Genomic DNA, 17,298 nt, shown 5'->3' on the forward strand with positions numbered 1-17,298 from the left:
GGGCCCGCCCTCAGGGTTCGAGGGTCAGGGTGTCCACCGTGGCCTTGTCCACGGCGGCCTTGCCGTAGGGCCAGTCCAGCAGCTCGCCCTTGGCCCACAGCTCCGTCTGGTCGGTGTAGTGCGAGCTGTAGGCGTGGCCGGAGGCGCCGGTCAGGTTGATCCAGCGGGACTTGTCGAGGTCGTCGAGGTTGACCACCATCCGCATGGACGGCACCCAGGTGACCCCGTAGCCGCCGGCCGCGTTCCAGCCGGTGGCGTTGACGGTGGCCTCACCGCCGCCCAGGTTCCAGGGGCCCCGGTTGAGCAGCCACTGCACGAAGCCGGGGCCCTCGGTGCCGAGGGTCTGGTTGCGCAGGGTCAGCTGGTGCAGCCGGCCCCAGTTCCAGGTGCCGACGTCCTTGCCGAGCTTCGCGGTCAGCTCCCAGCGGGCGTCCTTCATGGCCCGGGCGAACAGCTCGTCCCGGGTGGTCGTGGCCTTGTCCAGGCGGGTGCCCGAGGTCTGCCACCAGCTGGAGTCCTCGTCCTTCATCAGCCGGCGGACCACCTCGAACCAGCGGTCGCCGCCGTCCGGCTGCGCCGAATCGGCGTCCCGCTCGCCGCACTCGACGACCATCTCGGAGAGGTCGTCGGCGGGGGCGGTGCTGCCCGGGGCGCGGACGGTGAGGCAGCTGCCCTCGACCCGCAGCTCCTTGGGCAGCTTGTTCCCGAAGGCCAGCTTGAGGATGTTGCGCCAGACGGCGTTGAAGTAGGCGGCGGCCGCGGAGTCCGGCTCCTGGGTGTAGTTCCAGCCGTCCAGCAGCTTCTGGGCCTCGCGGACGTCCGGGTCCGAGATCCGGATCTTCGACAGGACCGGGGTCAGCAGCGCGGCGATCTCGCTGCTGTTGTCGGTCTGCATCAGCCGCATGTCGTCGGTGGAGATCTTCCCGCTGTCCTTGATCTTCGCCTCGATGAGGTCGTTGATCCGCTGGCTGCGGGCGCCGTAGCCCCAGTCGGTGGTCAGCGTGTACGGGTACTTGCCCTCGCCGGACTCGATGACGGCCTGGTTGGCGGTGACGATGAACCCGCGCTTGGGGTTGAACTCCCAGGGCAGCTCGTCCTGCGGGATCCAGGTCCCGCCCTTCGCCGCGGTGCCGCTGTCGCCGCTCGCGGAGTCGGAGGAGGACGAGGAGGACTTGGCGCCCCAGGTGTACTCCGGGTCCCAGCCCGGGGCCGGCATCCGGCCGTCACCGGTGCCGCGGATCGGGACGCGACCCGGCATCTGGTAGCCGATGTTGCCCTTGGGGCCCTTGTCGTCGGCGTAGATCAGGTTCTGCGAGGGCACCTCGAACAGGCGCGCGGCGGCCCGGAAGCCGTCGAAGTCCTTGGCCCGGTTGAGGCGGAAGACGGCGTCCATGGAGCGGCCCGGGTCCAGCGCGGTCCAGCGCAGGGAGACCCCGTAGCCGGCGCCCCGCTCCGGGGCGGAGCCGCCGACCGGGGCGCGGGCCCCCACCTCGGTCAGCTCGTCGCTGCGGTCGGAGATCAGCGGACCGTTGTTGGTGGTCCGCACGGTGATCTTCTTGTCCTCGCCGCCGGCGACCTTGATGACCTCTTCACGGGTGGTGAAGGGGAGCACCTTGCCGCCGTAGCGGTAGCCCTCGGGGGTGACCTGCTGGAGGTAGAGGTCGGTGACGTCGGCGCCGTTGTTCGTCATGCCCCAGGCGATGTCCTGGTTGTGGCCGATGACCACGCCCGGCATGCCGGAGAAGGTGAAGCCGGAAACGTCGTACTGGCACTGGCTGGAGACCGTGCGACAGTGCAGGCCCATCTGGTACCAGACCGAGGGCAGCTGCGGGGACAGGTGCGGGTCGTTGGCGAGCAGCGGCTTGCCGGTGGTGGTGTAGGCACCGGAGACCACCCACGAGTTCGAACCGATGCCGCTGCCGTTGGGGCCGAGCAGCGCCGGGACCTGGTCCAGGGTCTCGGCCAGCGCCGACATCTGACGGTCGAGGGCGTTGCCCCGGCCGCCGAGGGCGTTCAGGCCGCCCAGCCCGGAGAAGCCACCGTTGCCGGAGGAACCGGAGGACCCCGAGGAGTCGCCCGAGCGGGAGGAGTTCGTGGAGCCCTCGCTCTGCGGGTCGTACTTGCCCGTGGCGGAGTCCACCGAGCCGCCCTCGACGATCGGCCGGTTCCGGTCGAAGGGGTAGGGCGGGTACAGCTCGGCGATCTGCTCCTTGGACAGGCGGCTGGTCATCAGCGCCCGGTCGATCTCGTCCTGCATGTTGCCGCGCAGGTCCCAGGCCATCGCCTTGAGCCAGGCCACCGAGTCCACCGGGGTCCAGGGCTCCACCTTGTAGTCGCCGGTCAGCTTCAGGGCCGCGTGCTCGGCGGACAGGTCCTTGCCGGCCTTGCCCTTCAGGTAGGCGTTGACCCCGTCGGAGTAAGCCTGGAGGTACTTCTTGGTGTCCGGGGAGAGCTTGGACCTGTACTCCTCCTCCGCGACCCGGCGCCAGCCGAGGGTGCGGAGGAAGGCATCGGTCTCCACCTGGCCGCTGCCGAACATCTCCGAGAGCCGGCCGGAGGTCATGTGGCGGCGTACGTCCATCTCCCAGAAGCGGTCCTGCGCCTGGACGAAGCCCTGGGCGCGGAACAGGTCCTGATCGGTGTCCGCGTACAGCTGCGGGATGCCGTGGGCGTCCCTCTTCACCTCGACGGTGCCGGTCAGCCCTTCGAGCTTGAGCTTGCCCGTGGTCTGCGGGAAGGATGCGCGGACGGTGTCGACGCTCCAGTAGGCCCCGTAGCCGACGCCTGCGACGAGCGCCAGCACCAGGGCGAGGACGATCAGACGGCTGCGTCGTCCCTTCTTCTTGGGGGAAGGGGCCGATTCGTTGGCGGGCATCGCTGTCCTTCGCGGGGGCAGGGTGGTCCTGGAGTGCTGGGAGCAACCATAGGCGCAGCCTCCACCCCGTTCGGACGCGGTGTCAGCGACGGGATCGAACTGGCGTTTCACAATGTGGCAAAGGAGTCAAGAAATCGTCAAAGATTAGGTAAGGTAATGAAGTACCTGCCGCGGGCCCTCCGACCGCGGGCCGGGACCGGCCCACCGCGAGGAGCGGATCCGGCACTCCACTGACCGCATCCAGTGAAAGGGCCGCCCCCTGACTGTCCACCAGCTCAACGAGCTCCTGCTGATCTGCTCGGTCGTCCTGCTCGTCGCGGTCGCGGCGGTGCGGATCTCCTCGCGCAGCGGACTGCCCAGCCTGCTCATCTACCTGGGCATCGGCATCGCCATCGGGCAGGACGGCATCGGCAACGTCGTCTTCGACAACGCCGAACTCACGCAGGTCATCGGCTATGCGGCACTGGTGGTCATCCTGGCCGAGGGCGGTCTCGGCACGAAGTGGAAAGAGATCAAACCGGCCCTCCCGGCCGCGATCGTGCTCTCGCTCGTGGGCGTGGCCATCAGCGTCGGCGTCACCGCCGCGGGGGCCCACTACCTGGTCGGCCTGGAGTGGCGGCAGGCCCTCCTGATCGGCGCGGTGGTCTCCTCCACCGACGCCGCCGCGGTCTTCTCCGTCCTCCGCAAGGTGCCGCTCCCCTCCCGGGTCACCGGCGTGCTGGAGGCCGAGTCCGGCTTCAACGACGCCCCCGTGGTGATCCTCGTCGTGGCGTTCGCCACGGTCGGGCCGGTGGACTCGTGGTACGTGCTCGTCGGCAAGATCGCCCTGGAGCTGACCATCGGTGCCGCCATCGGCCTCGCGGTGGGCTGGCTCGGCGCCTACGGGCTGCGGCACGTGGCCCTGCCCGCCTCCGGCCTCTACCCGATCGCCGTCATGTCGATCGCGGTGTCCGCCTACGCCGCCGGCGCCATCGCGCACGGCTCGGGCTTCCTCGCCGTCTACCTGGCGGCCATGGTCCTCGGCAACGCCAAGCTGCCGCACTGGCCCGCCACCCGCGGCTTCGCCGACGGCCTGGGCTGGATCGCCCAGATCGGCATGTTCGTGCTGCTCGGCCTTCTCGTGACCCCGCACGAGCTGGTGGACGACTTCTGGCCGGCCGTGCTGGTCGGCCTGGTGCTCACCATGGTGGCCCGGCCGCTGGAGGTCTTCATCAGCCTGCTGCCCTTCCGGGTGCCGTGGCGGGAGAAGGCCCTCATGTCCTGGGCGGGACTGCGCGGCGCCGTCCCCATCATCCTGGCCACCATCCCGCTGGTCTCCGGGATCGAGGGCAGCGACCGCGTCTTCAACATCGTCTTCGTGCTGGTGGTCGTCTACACCCTGGTGCAGGGCCCCACCCTGCCCTGGCTGGCCCGCAAGCTGGAGGTGGGCGGGGACCCCGACCGCAACGCCACCGACCTGGGCATCGAGTCCGCGCCGCTGGAGAAGCTCCGCGGCCACCTCCTCTCCTTCTCCATACCCGAGGCGTCCCGCATGCACGGCGTGGAGGTCAGCGAGCTGCGCCTGCCGCCCGGGGCCTCGGTCACGCTCGTCGTCCGGGACGACAAGAGCTTCGTACCGCTGCCCGCCACGGTGCTGCGCCGCGGGGACGAGCTGCTGGTGGTCGCCACCGATCCGGTGCGCGACGCCGCCGAGGCGCGGCTGCGGGCCGTGGCGCGCGGCGGCAAGCTCGCGGGCTGGCTCGGCACGGGACACGGGCCGGACGGGGACGAGGACGAAGGCTCGGCGGACCGCTCCGCGGGGCGCCGCGGTCGGGGGTCCGGCCGCGGTCGGTGACCGACCGGTGGGCGGGGCGGTGAGAGGGTCCGTACGAGCCGACACTCCCTGGCAAAACGTGCCCATCTGGGAACCGGAGGCCAGGGAAGAGGTACGGAGCGTTAAACGCAGGTGAAGTCCTCCCCTGTCGCTGCAATCACAGGTGCGTCTTGGGAAAGTCCCTGTATCATGAAGGGACACCAATCGACCAACTCTGCCTGACGCAGAGCTGGCGCGACCGCTCGGCGGCCGTGGCCCCCTTCCCGCAGTGCGGGGCCCAGGTATCACTCGGTTCTGCGCATGAGGACAGCTCTCGGGGCCCCGTAGTACGGGTGCGGCCCACAAGGCCCGCACCGCCCGCAGACGGGGGTTCTACCAGGCAGCAGAAAGGCTGGACCGTGGTATCCGCGGTCACGACCGAGAAGTCCCGTGCGGGCTACGGGCAGCTGCTGCGCACTCCGGGTGCCCTCGGCTTCCTGCTTCCGGGGTTCGCCGCCCGGCAGCCCTTCGCGATGCTGACGATCGGCATCGTGCTGCTGGTGCAGCACACCACCGGCTCCTTCGGCAGCGCGGGCATCGCCGCCGCCGTCACCGGCGTCTCGATGGCGATCTTCGCCCCCCAGATGGGCAAGCTGGCCGACCGCTTCGGCCAGAGCCGCGTCCTGGTGCCGGTCGTGCTCGCGCACGCCGCCTCCGTCGCCGGCCTGACCACCCTGGCGCTGCTCGGCGCCCCGCTGTGGGCCCTGGCCCTGGCCGCGGTGCCCACCGGCGCCTCCGTGCCGCAGGTCGGCCCGATGGTCCGGTCCCGCTGGGCCGCGAAGCTGGAGGGCGAGCGCGCCCACCTGCTGCCCACCGCCGCCGCCTTCGAGTCCGTCACGGACGAGTTCACCTTCGTGGTGGGCCCCGTGCTCGCGACCTTCCTCTGCACCCAGGTGCACCCCGCCGCCGGTCTGATCACCGAGGCCGCGCTGACCCTGATCGGCGGCCTGCTGTTCGCCGCCCAGCGGTCCACCCAGCCCAAGCCCGTCGGTCGCGCCGCCGCGAACGGCGAGAAGCACACCTCCGCGCTGTCCGTCCCCGGCGTGCGCGTCCTGATCGTCGCCTTCCTCGGCATCGGCGCCGTCTTCGGCGGCATGCAGGTCTCCCTGGCCGCCTTCTCCGAGGAGATCGGCAACCCGGGCGCCAACGGCCTCCTGTACGGCACCTTCGCGGCGGGCAACATGATCGCGGGCATCGCCTGCGGCGCCATCGCCTGGAAGATCGGCCCGCGCCGCCGCCTGATCCTGGGCTACGTCGGCCTGACCGCCGCGGCCTCCGTGCTGTGGGCCGCGCAGTCCGCGGTGCTCCTCGGCGCCCTGGGCCTGGTCGTCGGCCTGTGCATCGCCCCGGCCCTGATCACCGGCTACACCATGGTGGAGCGGCTGGTCCCGGCCGGCTCCCGCACCGAGGCCTTCACCTGGCTGACCGGCGCGGTCGCCTTCGGACAGGCCGCCGCCGTCACCGTGGCCGGCCGACTGACCGACGCCCACGGCGCGCACGCCGGCTTCCTGGTGCCGCTGGTCGCCACCGCTCTGGCCCTGGTCACCGTCGTGGCCCTGCGCTCGCGCCTGGCCCCCAAGGCCCCGAGCCGGATCGTCTCCCAGCAGGGCGCCGACACGGCCCCGCGCGCGGAGGCCGACCCGGCCGCCGGGCTGCCGGAGGGCGCCGCCGGTACCGTGCGCGGCGGCACCCGGAAGGGTGTTCCGGGCGACGCGCGCGGTGGCGCGCACGCGGGCGCGGGCGCGGGTGCGCAGGACGCCGAAGAGCGTGTCCTCGGTCACCGAGTTCCGGTGACGGTGGACTGAACCGCCGGAATACGTCACCATGGACCGTCGTTAGCACTCATCGAGTGAGAGTGCCAGGAGGAAATTCGTGCCGACCTACCAGTACCAGTGCACCGAGTGCGGCGAGGGCCTCGAGGCGGTCCAGAAGTTCACCGATGACGCGCTGACCGAATGCCCGAGCTGCAAGGGACGCCTGAAGAAGGTGTTCTCCGCGGTCGGCATCGTGTTCAAGGGCTCCGGCTTCTACCGCAACGACAGCCGCGGCGCCTCGTCCAGCAGCACCCCGGCCTCGAAGCCCGCCTCGACGACCTCGTCGTCCACGGCCGCGCCTTCGTCCCCGGCTCCGGCGTCCGCGCCGGCGGCGAGCAGCAGCACCCCGGCCGCCTGAGCCGGAGGGCCCCGCTCTCCTCACGGGCACCCGGCGCCGACCACGGCACCGAGGCACCCGAGCAGACCCTCGAAGACCCCCCTGCCCGACCGGCAGGGGGGTCTTCGGCATGCCCCACTAGGCTGTGACCATGGTCAACGCAGAGATCGGTGTCATCGGCGGTTCGGGCTTCTACTCCTTCCTGGAGGACGTCTCCGAGGTGCGGGTGGAGACCCCGTACGGCGACCCCAGCGACTCCCTGTTCATCGGGGAACTCGCGGGCCGGCAGATCGCCTTCCTGCCGCGGCACGGGCGCGGCCACAAGGTCCCGCCGCACAAGATCAATTACCGGGCGAACCTGTGGGCGCTGCGCTCCGTGGGCGTGCGCCAGGTGCTCGGGCCCTGCGCGGTGGGCGGGCTGCGGTCCGAGTACGGGCCGGGCACCCTGCTCGTCCCGGACCAGCTCGTGGACCGCACCAAGGCGCGCCGCCAGACCTTCTTCGACGGGGAGCCGCTCCCCGACGGCACGGTGCCGAACGTCGTCCACACCACCTTCGCGGATCCGTACTGCCCGGTGGGCCGCGAGGCCGCCATGGCCGCCGCCCGCGGGCGCGACTGGGAGCCGGTGGACGGCGGCACGATGGTCGTCATCGAGGGGCCGCGCTTCTCCACCCGCGCCGAGTCGCGGTTCCACGCGGCGATGGGCTGGTCGGTGGTCGGCATGACCGGGCACCCGGAGGCCGTCCTGGCCCGGGAGCTGGGGCTCTGCTACGCCTCCATGGCCCTGGTGACGGACCTGGACGCCGGTGCCGAGACCGGTGAGGGGGTCTCGCACACGGAGGTGCTGAAGGTGTTCGGCGAGAACGTCGGACGGCTGCGGGAGGTCCTCTTCGACGCGGTGGCGGCCCTGCCGGCGACCGCCGACCGGGACTGCCTGTGCACGCACGCGCACGACGGCTGGGACCTCGGCATCGAACTGCCCTGAGCCTCGCGCCCTGCCCTGCGCGGTTCGGGGCGGGCGGTTCGGGGTGGGCGGGTGTCCGTCGCCCACCGCCCGTCAGCCGCCGCTGGTCACCCGTCACCCCCGGAGGTCGTTCACCTCCGGGGGTGACGGCGTTTTCCACAGGCTGGGGATCGTCCACAGGCCGGAGCGGGGCGGGGGTGACCGGGGCGAGGGTGGAGGGGTCCCGGGCGGAGCGTCCGGGTTCCCGGCCTCCTCGTGGGGCCCGTCGAAGGGTGGTGCCCCGTGTCCGATGCCCATGTGTCCGGTGGTCACGCGTCCGGTGCTTCCGCGTACGCTCCCGTGCCGCGCGGGGCCGGGCGGCAGGGGTGTCCGCCGCCGCGCGGGGTGCCCGCGTTCGCGCCCTTGCTCGTGGGGCGGGGCGGGGACCGGCTGCGCCGGGCCCTGCGCCGTCGTCGGGGGGCCTTGGCGGCCGGGCTGGCGGCGACCGCCGTGGCGGTGGCCGTGACGGCCCCGGAGGCCGGGGCCGGGCGGTCCGGTCCGCCTCCCCCCGCTCCCCCGCCACCGGCCGAGCGCCTGGTCGCGGCCCCGGTCCGGATCGCCGACGCCGCCACGGTACGGCTGCTGCGGGCCGGGGACCGGGTGGACGTGGTGGCCGCGGGCGGGCCGGGCGGGCACGGCGCGGCTCCGCGCGTGGTCGCAGCGGGTGCCCGGGTGGACCGCGTGCCGGCCGCGGAGTCGGGATCGACGGACGACGGGGCCCTGGTGGTGCTCTCCGTCCCCCGGGAGACGGCGCGCGGCCTGGTCGCGGCCGGTACGGTGTCCCGACTGGCGGTGAGCCTGTGCTGAATCGCACTGACGGCCGGTCAAGTACCCATGACGCGTGCACCGATTGGACAGCGCAGCCCCGTACTGACGTAGTTTTCGGAGCCATTGGTTCCGCGTCCTGCGGTCACGCGCCCCGCCGTCCGGTGGCGCGCCGCACCGACGACACACGTCAAGAGAGGCTCAGCGGTGAGCGAGAAGAAGGAGAGCGTACTGGCGGGCTTCAGGGCCTTCCTGATGCGTGGCAACGTGGTGGACCTGGCGGTGGCCGTGGTCATCGGCGCCGCGTTCACCAACATCGTGAACTCCGTGGTGAAGGGCATCATCGGCCCGCTGGTGGGAGCGTTCGGCACCAAGAACCTGGACAACTACACCTCGTGCCTGAAGGGTCCCTGCGGGGTCGACCCGAAGACCGGGGACCCGATCGGCGTGAACATCCTGTGGGGTTCGGTCCTGAACGCCACCCTCAGCTTCATCATCACGGCGGCGGTCGTGTACTTCCTGATGGTGCTGCCCATGGCCAAGTACCTGGCCAAGCAGGAGGCCCACCGGAAGGCCAAGGAGGGCGTGAAGGAGACCATCGAGATCACCGAGCTGGAGGTGCTCAAGGAGATCCGGGACACGCTGGTCGCGCAGCGCAACGGCGCGAACGGCGACGGCGGGGCCCAGGGCTCGCCCTTCTCGAAGGGCTGACGGGCACCGGCCCGTCCCGCGCCGCGGGGTCGGGCAGGGCGCACGGCCCGGCCCGACCCCGCGGGGCGGCTCAGATGTGGTGCGGCGGCTTCTCGTCGAGGAAGCGCGCCAGGTCGGCGGCGGAGTCGCCGCCGGGGCGGGGCCGCTCGCCCCAGCCCCGGTCCGTGTCGTCGGCGGACTGCTGGTCCAGCGGGTCGTCGAAGACGAGCTTCGGCTTCGGCCGGGCGTCCTGCCGCGGCGACGGGCGGGACCCGGGGTCGGGTGCGGTACTCATGACTCCAGGGTACGGCGGCCCCGCGGGCCGGTCAGCTGGGCGCCTCGGCGCCCTTGCGGGCGTAGAACCACCAGCAGACCACCAGGCAGGTGGCGTAGAAGCCGATGAACATCCACAGCGCGGTGGTCACCTCCAGGTTGGCGAACATGGCGGGGATGAAGAAGAAGCCGTAGGCCGCGATGGCGGAGGAGAAGCCGACCACGGCCCCCGACTCCATCTCGGACTGCTTCAGCGCCGCGGCCTGCGCCTCCGGGCCCTTGCCCGCCGCCTCGCGGGCGTGCTGGTCCCGGAAGATCACGGGGATCTGGCGGAAGGTCGAGCCGTTGCCCAGGCCGGAGAAGAAGAAGGCCGCCAGGAAGCCGATGAAGAAGGTCCAGAAGTTCCCCTGGTCCCCGCCGCTCGGCAGCGCCGAGATGACCACGACCAGCGAGGCGGCCATGCCGACGAAGGAGAGCATGGTGACCCTGGCGCCGCCCAGCCGGTCCGACAGCCAGCCGCCCGCCCAGCGGGTCAGCGCTCCGGTCAGCGGTCCGAGCCAGGCGTAGGTGGTGGCCTGGTAGCCCTGGGACTCGAAGTTGTCCTTGATCAGCAGCGGCAGACCGGCCGCGAAGCCGATGAAGGAACCGAAGGTGCCCACGTACAGCCAGGTCATCAGCCAGTTGTGCTTGCGCTTGAAGATGATCTTCTGCTGGCTGAAGGGGGCCGCGGCCACCTTCAGGTCGTTCATCAGGAACCAGGCCAGCAGGGCCATGATCACCAGCAGCGGCACCCACAGGAAGGCGCCGTTCTGGAGCCAGATGTCGGTGTCGTTCTTGGTGTCGCGCTGGGGGTCGCCGGCGGGGGCGCCGAGCACCGCGGCGGTCACGACCAGCGGGGCCACCAGCTGGACCACGCTCACGCCCAGGTTGCCGAGTCCGCCGTTGAGGCCGTTGGCGCTGCCCTTCTCCCGTTTGGGGAAGAAGAAGCCGATGTTGGCCATCGAGGAGGCGAAGTTGGCGCCGCCGATACCGCAGACGGCGGCGATCAGCACCATCTCCCAGTAGGGGGTTCCGGTGTCCTGGAGCGCGAAGCCCAGCCACAGCATCGGGGCCACGAGGATCAGGGTGCTGAAGGCGGTGAACTTCCGCTCCCCGTAGATCGGTCCGATGAAGGTGTACAGGATCCGGAAGGTGCCGCCGGTGATGCCGGGGACGGCGGTCAGCCAGAACAGCTGGGACTTGGAGAAGCCGTAGCCGACGTCACCGAGCCTGACCACGGTCACCGACCAGACCTGCCAGACCACGAAGCCGAGCATCAGGGCCGGGACGGACACCCACAGGTTGCGCTGGGCGACCTTGCGTCCGGTGGACTGCCAGAAGCCCTCGTCCTCGGGGCGCCAGTCGGTGATCGTGGTCCCGGGGCGGTAGCTGTCACCGCCCTGGGACGGGGCCTCGGCGTTGGTGCGTATGGACATGCTCATCTGTCCTTCGGGTCGAGGAGCCACAGGCCCAGCACCACCAGGAAGGACAGGACCAGGAATCCCGCCCCCCACCAGGCCGTGCCGGTGTCGCCCTGCATCCATTCGTTGACCGTCACCGTCAGGGCCCACAGCTGGCCCACGACGACGGTCAGGGCCAGGACCAGGCGGGCGGTGAGCTTCGAGGAGCGCTCGGGCTCCTGCTCGGTGCCCGCCCCGGGGCCGGGGCCGGTGCGGCGCACCCGCGGGTCGGCGTACCCGCTGGTGGGCCGGATCTGGGGGTACCGCTCGTGGACCGGCCGGTTCAGGCGCGCTTGGGCGCTGCCGGGGTGGTACTCGGGCCGCGGCGGCTGCTGCTCGGTCATGTGCGCCTGCTCTCGGGGGCTCGGTCGGCGCCGGGGCAGCCCAGGCGGGCGGCCAGTTCGGGGCGGTCCTGGCCGAACTGCCGGCACAGGGCCTCCTGGGCCGGTTCTCCCGACCGGGCGGTGGCGACGGCCCAGACGCTGCCGTCGACCTCCTCCGTCAGGAAGACCCTGGGGAGGGGGCGGGGCGGCGGTCCCGCGGTGACCTCGCCGGTGCGGGCGTCGAAGACGCCCTCGTGGCAGGGGCAGTAGAGCTCGCCCTCGGGGCCGCGGTCCTCGCGCCAGAGCACGGCGCAGGCCAGGTGGGTGCAGACGGCCGAGTAGCCGACGAGGGTGCCGTCCTGGAGGCGTACGGCCAGGGCCCGGTCCTCCTCGCCGGGGAAGCGGAAGGCGACGGACTGGCCGCGCGGCAGCCGGTCGGCCACCTTCTTGGACGCGGGTGCCTTCTCGCTGTCGCCGTGGCGGTGCAGGATCCCGGAGGCCACGCCGACCCCGCCGATGGCGAGGCCGCCGGAGACGGTGGCCACGATCCGCAGGTAGTCGCGGCGGGTGGTGAGGGAGTCGGCGCTGATGCGGTCCCGCAGTCGGGCGGCGGCCTCCTCCTCGGGGGTGGCGGCGTCGTCTCCGGGCGCGGGGGCGGGCTGTTCGGTCACGCTCATCGGACATCGACTCCGTTGATCTCCACGACGGGCAGCCCGCCGGGTACCGGCCACTGGACCTTGTCCGCGGGGACCACCATGGCCACCCCGGTGCTGACGACCACGTCGCCGAAGACGAAGGAGTCGGCGACCTGCACCCCGGGGCGCTCGGCCTGGAGTTCTTCGACGGTTCCGTAGAAGAGGGCTCCGGTCGGGCAGACCGTGGCGCACATGGGGGCGAGGCCGTAGGCGGTGCGGTCGTAGCAGAGGTTGCACTTCATCTGGAGCTTCGCCTGGAGGTCGATCTTGGGGACCCCGAAGGGGCAGGCGTTGACGCAGTTGGCGCAGCCGATGCAGCGGGTGGTGTCGGCCTGCTGCACCACTCCGTCGGCGGTCACGAGGATCGCGTCGGCGGGGCAGACCTCCGCGCAGGGGGCGACGGGGTCCTCACAGTGCATGCAGACGGTGGGGAGGGAGGCGACGGACTGGCCGGCGTCGGTGTAGTCCAGGTGGATCATCGACTTGCCGCGGTGCGAGTCGCATTCGCGGCAGGCGGAGACGCACGCCTGGCAGCCGATGCAGCGGCCCGGATCGATGAAGATCGTTCTGCCCATCATGGCGGTCAGCCTCTCTCCGCCGTGCCACGGCCCTGGGAGGACGTGGGCGGCAGGGGGTCGGTGCGGGAGACCTGGGCCTCCGGGTACGCCTCGCGGCCGGGCCCGGTGGGCGGGGCCGGTACCTCGTCGATCCGGTCGGCGGCCTCGATGCGGGCGGCGCAGACCTTGTACTCGGGGATCTTCGAGCGCGGGTCGAGTGCGTCGATGGTGAGGGCGTTCGCGGCGGTCGGCACCGGCCAGTGGTAGGGGATGAAGACGGTGTCGGGGCGGATGGCCTCGGTGACCAGCGCGGGGAAGACCTCGCTGCCGCGCCGGGTGACCACGCGCACGGGGTCGCCGTCGCGGAAGCCGTGCGAGGGGTGGACCTCCACCCAGGGCCGGGGGGTCTGTTCGACCAGGGCGCCCAGCCTGCGGGTCTGGTTGCCGGAGAGGAAGTGGGCCACGGTGCGGCCGGTGGTGAGGGAGAGGGGGAATTCCTCGGAGTAGGGGTCCATCGGCGGGTGCCACTCGACGACCTGCAGGTGGATCCTGCCGTCGGGGTGGTAGGTCCGGCCGTCCTCGAAGAGGCGCGGGGTGCCCGGGTGGTCGGTGGCGGGGCAGGGCCAGGCGATGCCTCCGGTCTCCTCCAGGCGCTCGTAGGTGATGCCGTAGTAGTCGTTGACCGTTCCGGCGGAGGCGATCCGCAGCTCCTCGAAGACCTCGCGGGAGCCGGGGAAGTCGAACTTGTCGCCGGCGCCGAGGCGGCGGGCGAGTTCGCACAGCACCCAGGTGTCGGTGCGGACCCCGGCCGGGGGCTCCTGGGCCTTGTTGTGCTTGACCACGCGGGCCTCGGCGTTGGCCATCACGCCCTCGTCCTCGGCCCAGGTGGTGACGGGGAAGACCACGTGCGCGTTGGCGGCGGTCTCGGAGAGGAAGAAGTCGAACTGGGCGTGGAACTCGACCTTGTCGTAGCCGTCCTTGACGGTGGCGTAGTTCGGGAGGGAGACGAAGGGGTTGTTGCAGACGCCGATGAGGCCGCGGATCTCGCCGCGCTGCATCTGCCAGACCATTTCCATCATGGAGGTGCCGGCGAGCGGGAGTTCGGACTCCTCGATGCCCCAGATCTCGCAGATCTGGCGGCGGTGCTCGGGGTTGGTGATCGAGCGGCCGCCGGGCAGGAGGTCGGACTTCTGGCCGTGTTCGCGGCCGCCCTGGCCGTTGCCCTGGCCGGTGATGGTGCCGTAGCCGGCGCCGGGCTTGCCGATGTTGCCGGTGGCGGCGCAGAGGTTGATCACGGTCAGGCAGTTCTCGACGCCCTGGGAGTGGTGTTCGATGCCGCGGGCGTGCCAGGCCATGGCGCGGGCGGCGCCTCCGAAGACGCGGGCCACCTGGACGATCTGTTCGGCGGGGACCCCGCAGATGGCGGCGGCCCGGTCCGGCGGGTATTCGGCGGCCTTGGCGCGGACCTCCTCCCATCCGGTGGTGTGCTCGGCGAGGAACCGCTCGTCGACCAGTCCTTCCTCGGCGACCACGTGGAGGACGGAGTTGAAGAAGGCGGAGTCGGTGCCGGGTTTGAGGGCGACGTGGATGTCGGCGGTGCGGGCGATGGCGGTCTCGCGGGGGTCGACCACGATCAGGGTGGCGCCGCGGTCCCGGGCTCCCCACAGGTACTGGGTCATCACGGGGAAGCACTCCCCCACGTTGGACCCGGCGATCAGGAGGCAGTCGGTGAGGAGGATGTCGGAGAAGGGGTTGCCGGCCCGGTCGATGCCGAAGGCGAGCTTGTTGGCGCCGGCCGCGCTGACCATGCAGAGCCGGCCGTTGTAGTCGACGTGCCGGCTCTTGAGGGCGACCCGGGCGAACTTGCCGACGAGGTAGGTCTTCTCGGAGAAGAGGCTGGCACCGCCGAGGAGGCCGAAGGCGTCGTTGCCGTGGGTCTGCTGGATGCGGCGGATCTCGGAGACGGTGAAGTCGAGCGCCTCGTCCCAGGAGACCTCGCGGAACTCCTCCTCGCGGGTGCGGCGCATCAGCGGGGCGGTGAGCCGGTCGGGGTGGTTGACCTGCTGGTAGGCGTTGATGCCCTTGGGGCAGAGCCGCATCCGGTTGATGTCGTGGTTGCGGGGTTCGACGCCGAAGACCTTGCCGCCGCGGTCCACGCGCAGGTACATGCCGCACTGGACCCCGCAGAAGCAGCAGTGGGTGGGGACCAGCGTCTCGCCGTTCTGGTCGGCGTGCCACCGGTCGGCCGGGATGCCGCCCGCGTCGCGGAAGTTCCGGGTGCCGGGCGGTGCGATCGAGGGGTCGATCGACAGGGGGCGCGGCTGCTCGGGGGCGCTCACTTGAAGCCCTTCTTGACGTGGGTGAGGTAGGCGTTGCCCCGCAGGACGCGCTTGCAGCGGGGGCAGTACTCGGCCCAGGCGTCGAAGTCGAGCTTCAGGTCCCGCATGGTGCCGCGGAGGTTCTCCACGTAGGGGGCGGTGTCCACCGGTTCGCCGCAGCGCTTGCAGGCGAAGACCTGCTCGTCCTGGCGGGCGGTGTACTTGAAGAGCTGCATGCCAACGGCGGCGGGCCGCTGCACGATGTGGAAGAACTTCCCGAAGGGGATGTAGATGAGGGTGAAGACCACCGAGACCATGTGCAGGATCGCCAGGAACTCGTAGCCGCCGCCGTGCAGGAAGATCGAGGAGAAGGTGAGGAGCAGGCCCGTCACGGAGATGACGATCAGCATGATCAGCGGCAGCAGGTCGTAGGCGAAGCGCTGCCCGGTGATGGCCCCGCGGTCCTTCATGCGGCGCCACAGGAAGTAGGAGGCGCCGGGGATGACGAGGACGGCGGCCACGTCCAGGCCGTGGAACATCAGCCAGCCGATGATGTTCAGGGAGTCGAAGCCGAGCACCTTGATGCCCCAGATCCGCATCTCGTACCCGGGTCCGGAGCCGGTGCCGGAGGTGAAGGTGAACCAGCCCCAGGTCAGCGGGAAGGTGATCAGGGCGGCGAGGACGCAGCCCCAGAAGATCAGCTGGTGGGCGGCCCAGCGGGCGTGGGAGCGGGCTCCGAGGAACTTCTGGAAGCCGAGGTAGGTGGCGATCATCCTCGGCAGGGCGGTGGGCGCCTTGCGGAAGTTGGCCGCGGAGAAGAGGCTGCCGAAGCCCTTCTTGAAGAGCCGGCTCGCTCCCGGGGAGGAGACCCACACCGTGTACCGGTAGGCGACGCCGAAGGCGAGGAACACGGTGGCGACGGCGTAGGGCAGCAGGGCCGAGTCGAAATCGCGCAGGAAGCGGCTGCCCAGCACGATCGCGAGGACCAGGAGGAGGGAGACGACCGTGCCGGCCAGCGTGGCCCGGGCGGTGACGGAGCGGCCGGCCGGAGGCGCCGCGGGCGCTCCGGGGGGCGGCTCGGGCGGCGGGGGCGGCGGGGCCGCCGCGGCGGTTTCGGTGGGCTCGGACACAGCACCACGCTAGGTGGTGTGTACCTTTTTGGCCCGTTATGGCGCCCTGATCGCTGGGCCGAACGGGGGATCAGGAGCCGGGGTTCCGGAACGGGGTTCCGGAACCGGGCTCCTGAACGGCCTCCGGAACGGGCGGGCCCCGGGTGGTGTCCCCGGGGCCGGACTGATCGCGGGTGGGGTCAGACGGCGGTGAGTCCCTCGGCCGCGAAGACGGCCTTCGCCCGCGCCACCTGCTCCGGGCTCGGCGAAGGGGTGTCGTGGAGGGTGAACTCCTTGCCGAGCGCCTCCCACTTGGACTCGCCCAGCTTGTGGAAGGGCAGCACGTCCACCCGGGAGACGTTGCCGAGGGAGCCGGCGAAACGGGCCACCCCGGCCACGTTCTCGCGGGCGTCGGTCAGCCCCGGCACCAGGACGAAGCGCAGGTGCACCTCCTTGCCCAGGTCGGCCAGGCGGCGGGCGAAGTCGAGGGTGGGCTCCAGGGGGCGGCCGGTCACCTTCCGGTAGGTCTCGCGGTCCCAGGACTTGATGTCGAGCAGGACGAGGTCCACGTCGCGGAGCAGGGCGTCGGTGGCGCGGGCGCCGAGGAAGCCCGAGGTGTCCAGGGCGGTGTGCAGGCCCAGCTCGTGCTTCATGCGGTGCAGCAGTTCCCCGGCGAAGACGGGCTGGAGCAGGGGCTCGCCGCCGGAGACGGTGGCGCCGCCGCCGGAGGCCGCGATGAAGCGCGTGTACTTGGCGGCTTCGGCGATGACGTCGTCGGCGGAGGTGCGCTTGCCGTTGCGCATCTTCATCGTGTCGGGGTTGTGGCAGTACAGGCAGGTCAGCGGGCAGCCGGAGAGGAAGGTGACGAAGCGGGTGCCGGGGCCGTCCACGCCCGTGGAGAGGTCCCAGGAGTGCACGGAGCCCTCGCTCGGCCGCTGGGTGGCGGCCGCGGCGGGGGTGCTGGCGCAGGCGGTGTGCGGCTCGGGTGCGGACACCGGGCCGACGGGGATGTGCGGGCCGAGGAGGAGGGACATGGCAGGCACCTCTGGGAGGGTTCGGCGGGGAAGGGGGCTGCGGGGGCGGTCCGGCGGCCGGGGCACGGTCCCGGGTGAGGGCCCGGGACCGTGCGGGGCCGGGGTCCCCCCCCCCCCCCGGCGGGGGGCGGGGGGGGGGGGGGGCGGGGCGGCG

Annotated in this window: 15 protein-coding genes; 6 read left to right on the forward strand and 9 right to left on the reverse strand. The window is 71.7% G+C overall.

Going from position 1 to position 17,298, the window contains the following annotated elements:
* Positions 1–10 precede the first annotated feature (10 nt).
* Entirely contained in the window at positions 11–2,875 is a 2,865-nt protein-coding gene (locus ABTZ17_RS02730; protein ID WP_352193658.1) for a penicillin acylase family protein, read from the reverse strand.
* Positions 2,876–3,161: 286 nt separating this feature from the next.
* Between ABTZ17_RS02730 and ABTZ17_RS02735 the strand changes: the two genes are divergently transcribed.
* The 6 genes from ABTZ17_RS02735 to mscL all read left to right on the forward strand — a co-directional run bounded on the left by ABTZ17_RS02735 (position 3,162) and on the right by mscL (position 9,357).
* Positions 3,162–4,709 (forward strand): potassium/proton antiporter, encoded by a 1,548-nt coding sequence (locus ABTZ17_RS02735; RefSeq protein WP_352193677.1) that lies wholly within the window; start codon positions 3,162–3,164, stop codon positions 4,707–4,709.
* A gap of 377 nt (positions 4,710–5,086) precedes the next feature.
* Positions 5,087–6,532: an MFS transporter gene (locus ABTZ17_RS02740; RefSeq protein WP_352193659.1), complete on the forward strand. Its 1,446-nt coding sequence runs from the start codon at positions 5,087–5,089 to the stop codon at positions 6,530–6,532.
* Positions 6,533–6,599: 67 nt separating this feature from the next.
* Positions 6,600–6,899: an FmdB family zinc ribbon protein gene (locus ABTZ17_RS02745; RefSeq protein WP_352193660.1), complete on the forward strand. Its 300-nt coding sequence runs from the start codon at positions 6,600–6,602 to the stop codon at positions 6,897–6,899.
* A gap of 130 nt (positions 6,900–7,029) precedes the next feature.
* Positions 7,030–7,863, forward strand: coding sequence for an S-methyl-5'-thioadenosine phosphorylase (locus ABTZ17_RS02750; RefSeq protein WP_352193661.1), 834 nt, complete (start codon positions 7,030–7,032; stop codon positions 7,861–7,863).
* 387 nt (positions 7,864–8,250) lie between these two features.
* Entirely contained in the window at positions 8,251–8,688 is a 438-nt protein-coding gene (locus ABTZ17_RS02755) for a hypothetical protein (protein ID WP_352193678.1), read from the forward strand.
* Positions 8,689–8,853: 165 nt separating this feature from the next.
* Positions 8,854–9,357 carry a large conductance mechanosensitive channel protein MscL gene (mscL, locus tag ABTZ17_RS02760; RefSeq protein WP_352193662.1) on the forward strand — a complete coding sequence of 168 codons (504 nt, stop codon included), beginning with the start codon at positions 8,854–8,856 and terminating at the stop codon, positions 9,355–9,357.
* Between the two features lie 70 nt (positions 9,358–9,427).
* On the opposite strand, the gene ABTZ17_RS02765 is transcribed toward mscL, so the two are convergent.
* The 8 genes from ABTZ17_RS02765 to pflA all read right to left on the reverse strand — a co-directional run bounded on the left by ABTZ17_RS02765 (position 9,428) and on the right by pflA (position 17,144).
* Positions 9,428–9,631 (reverse strand): hypothetical protein, encoded by a 204-nt coding sequence (locus tag ABTZ17_RS02765; protein ID WP_352193663.1) that lies wholly within the window; start codon positions 9,629–9,631, stop codon positions 9,428–9,430.
* Between the two features lie 31 nt (positions 9,632–9,662).
* Positions 9,663–11,084, reverse strand: coding sequence for a NarK family nitrate/nitrite MFS transporter (locus ABTZ17_RS02770; protein WP_352193664.1), 1,422 nt, complete (start codon positions 11,082–11,084; stop codon positions 9,663–9,665).
* A gap of 2 nt (positions 11,085–11,086) precedes the next feature.
* Positions 11,087–11,452 (reverse strand): hypothetical protein, encoded by a 366-nt coding sequence (locus ABTZ17_RS02775; protein WP_352193665.1) that lies wholly within the window; start codon positions 11,450–11,452, stop codon positions 11,087–11,089.
* The gene (locus ABTZ17_RS02780; RefSeq protein WP_352193666.1) at positions 11,449–12,108 is read right to left on the reverse strand and encodes a QcrA and Rieske domain-containing protein; all 660 of its coding nucleotides are present in this window, start codon (positions 12,106–12,108) and stop codon (positions 11,449–11,451) included. The genes ABTZ17_RS02775 and ABTZ17_RS02780 overlap by 4 nt, the downstream gene beginning before the upstream one ends.
* Complete coding sequence (locus tag ABTZ17_RS02785; protein ID WP_352193667.1) at positions 12,105–12,704, reverse strand: 4Fe-4S dicluster domain-containing protein; 600 nt, start codon at positions 12,702–12,704, stop codon at positions 12,105–12,107. Before ABTZ17_RS02785 ends, ABTZ17_RS02780 begins: the two co-directional genes overlap by 4 nt.
* A 5-nt stretch (positions 12,705–12,709) precedes the next feature.
* A complete protein-coding gene (locus tag ABTZ17_RS02790) occupies positions 12,710–15,022 on the reverse strand; it encodes a molybdopterin oxidoreductase family protein (RefSeq protein ID WP_352193668.1) in 2,313 nt (770 codons plus the stop codon).
* The gene (locus ABTZ17_RS02795) at positions 15,019–16,131 is read right to left on the reverse strand and encodes an MFS transporter (protein ID WP_352193669.1); all 1,113 of its coding nucleotides are present in this window, start codon (positions 16,129–16,131) and stop codon (positions 15,019–15,021) included. Before ABTZ17_RS02795 ends, ABTZ17_RS02790 begins: the two co-directional genes overlap by 4 nt.
* A gap of 179 nt (positions 16,132–16,310) precedes the next feature.
* The gene (pflA, locus tag ABTZ17_RS02800) at positions 16,311–17,144 is read right to left on the reverse strand and encodes a pyruvate formate-lyase-activating protein (protein WP_352193670.1); all 834 of its coding nucleotides are present in this window, start codon (positions 17,142–17,144) and stop codon (positions 16,311–16,313) included.
* Positions 17,145–17,298: the final 154 nt, after the last annotated feature.

The organism is Streptomyces sp. NPDC097619, assembly GCF_040302735.1.
Taxonomy (GTDB): domain Bacteria; phylum Actinomycetota; class Actinomycetes; order Streptomycetales; family Streptomycetaceae; genus Streptomyces.

What these genes read in the sequence shown, in the direction of transcription:
- ABTZ17_RS02730 (WP_352193658.1), bottom strand. Translation starts at nt 2,875, where the DNA reads ATGCCCGCCAACGAATCGGCCCCTTCCCCCAAGAAGAAGGGACGACGC.
- ABTZ17_RS02750 (WP_352193661.1), top strand. Translation starts at nt 7,030, where the DNA reads ATGGTCAACGCAGAGATCGGTGTCATCGGCGGTTCGGGCTTCTACTCC.
- ABTZ17_RS02765 (WP_352193663.1), bottom strand. Translation starts at nt 9,631, where the DNA reads ATGAGTACCGCACCCGACCCCGGGTCCCGCCCGTCGCCGCGGCAGGAC.
- ABTZ17_RS02770 (WP_352193664.1), bottom strand. Translation starts at nt 11,084, where the DNA reads ATGTCCATACGCACCAACGCCGAGGCCCCGTCCCAGGGCGGTGACAGC.
- ABTZ17_RS02775 (WP_352193665.1), bottom strand. Translation starts at nt 11,452, where the DNA reads ATGACCGAGCAGCAGCCGCCGCGGCCCGAGTACCACCCCGGCAGCGCC.
- ABTZ17_RS02780 (WP_352193666.1), bottom strand. Translation starts at nt 12,108, where the DNA reads ATGAGCGTGACCGAACAGCCCGCCCCCGCGCCCGGAGACGACGCCGCC.
- ABTZ17_RS02785 (WP_352193667.1), bottom strand. Translation starts at nt 12,704, where the DNA reads ATGATGGGCAGAACGATCTTCATCGATCCGGGCCGCTGCATCGGCTGC.
- pflA (WP_352193670.1), bottom strand. Translation starts at nt 17,144, where the DNA reads ATGTCCCTCCTCCTCGGCCCGCACATCCCCGTCGGCCCGGTGTCCGCA.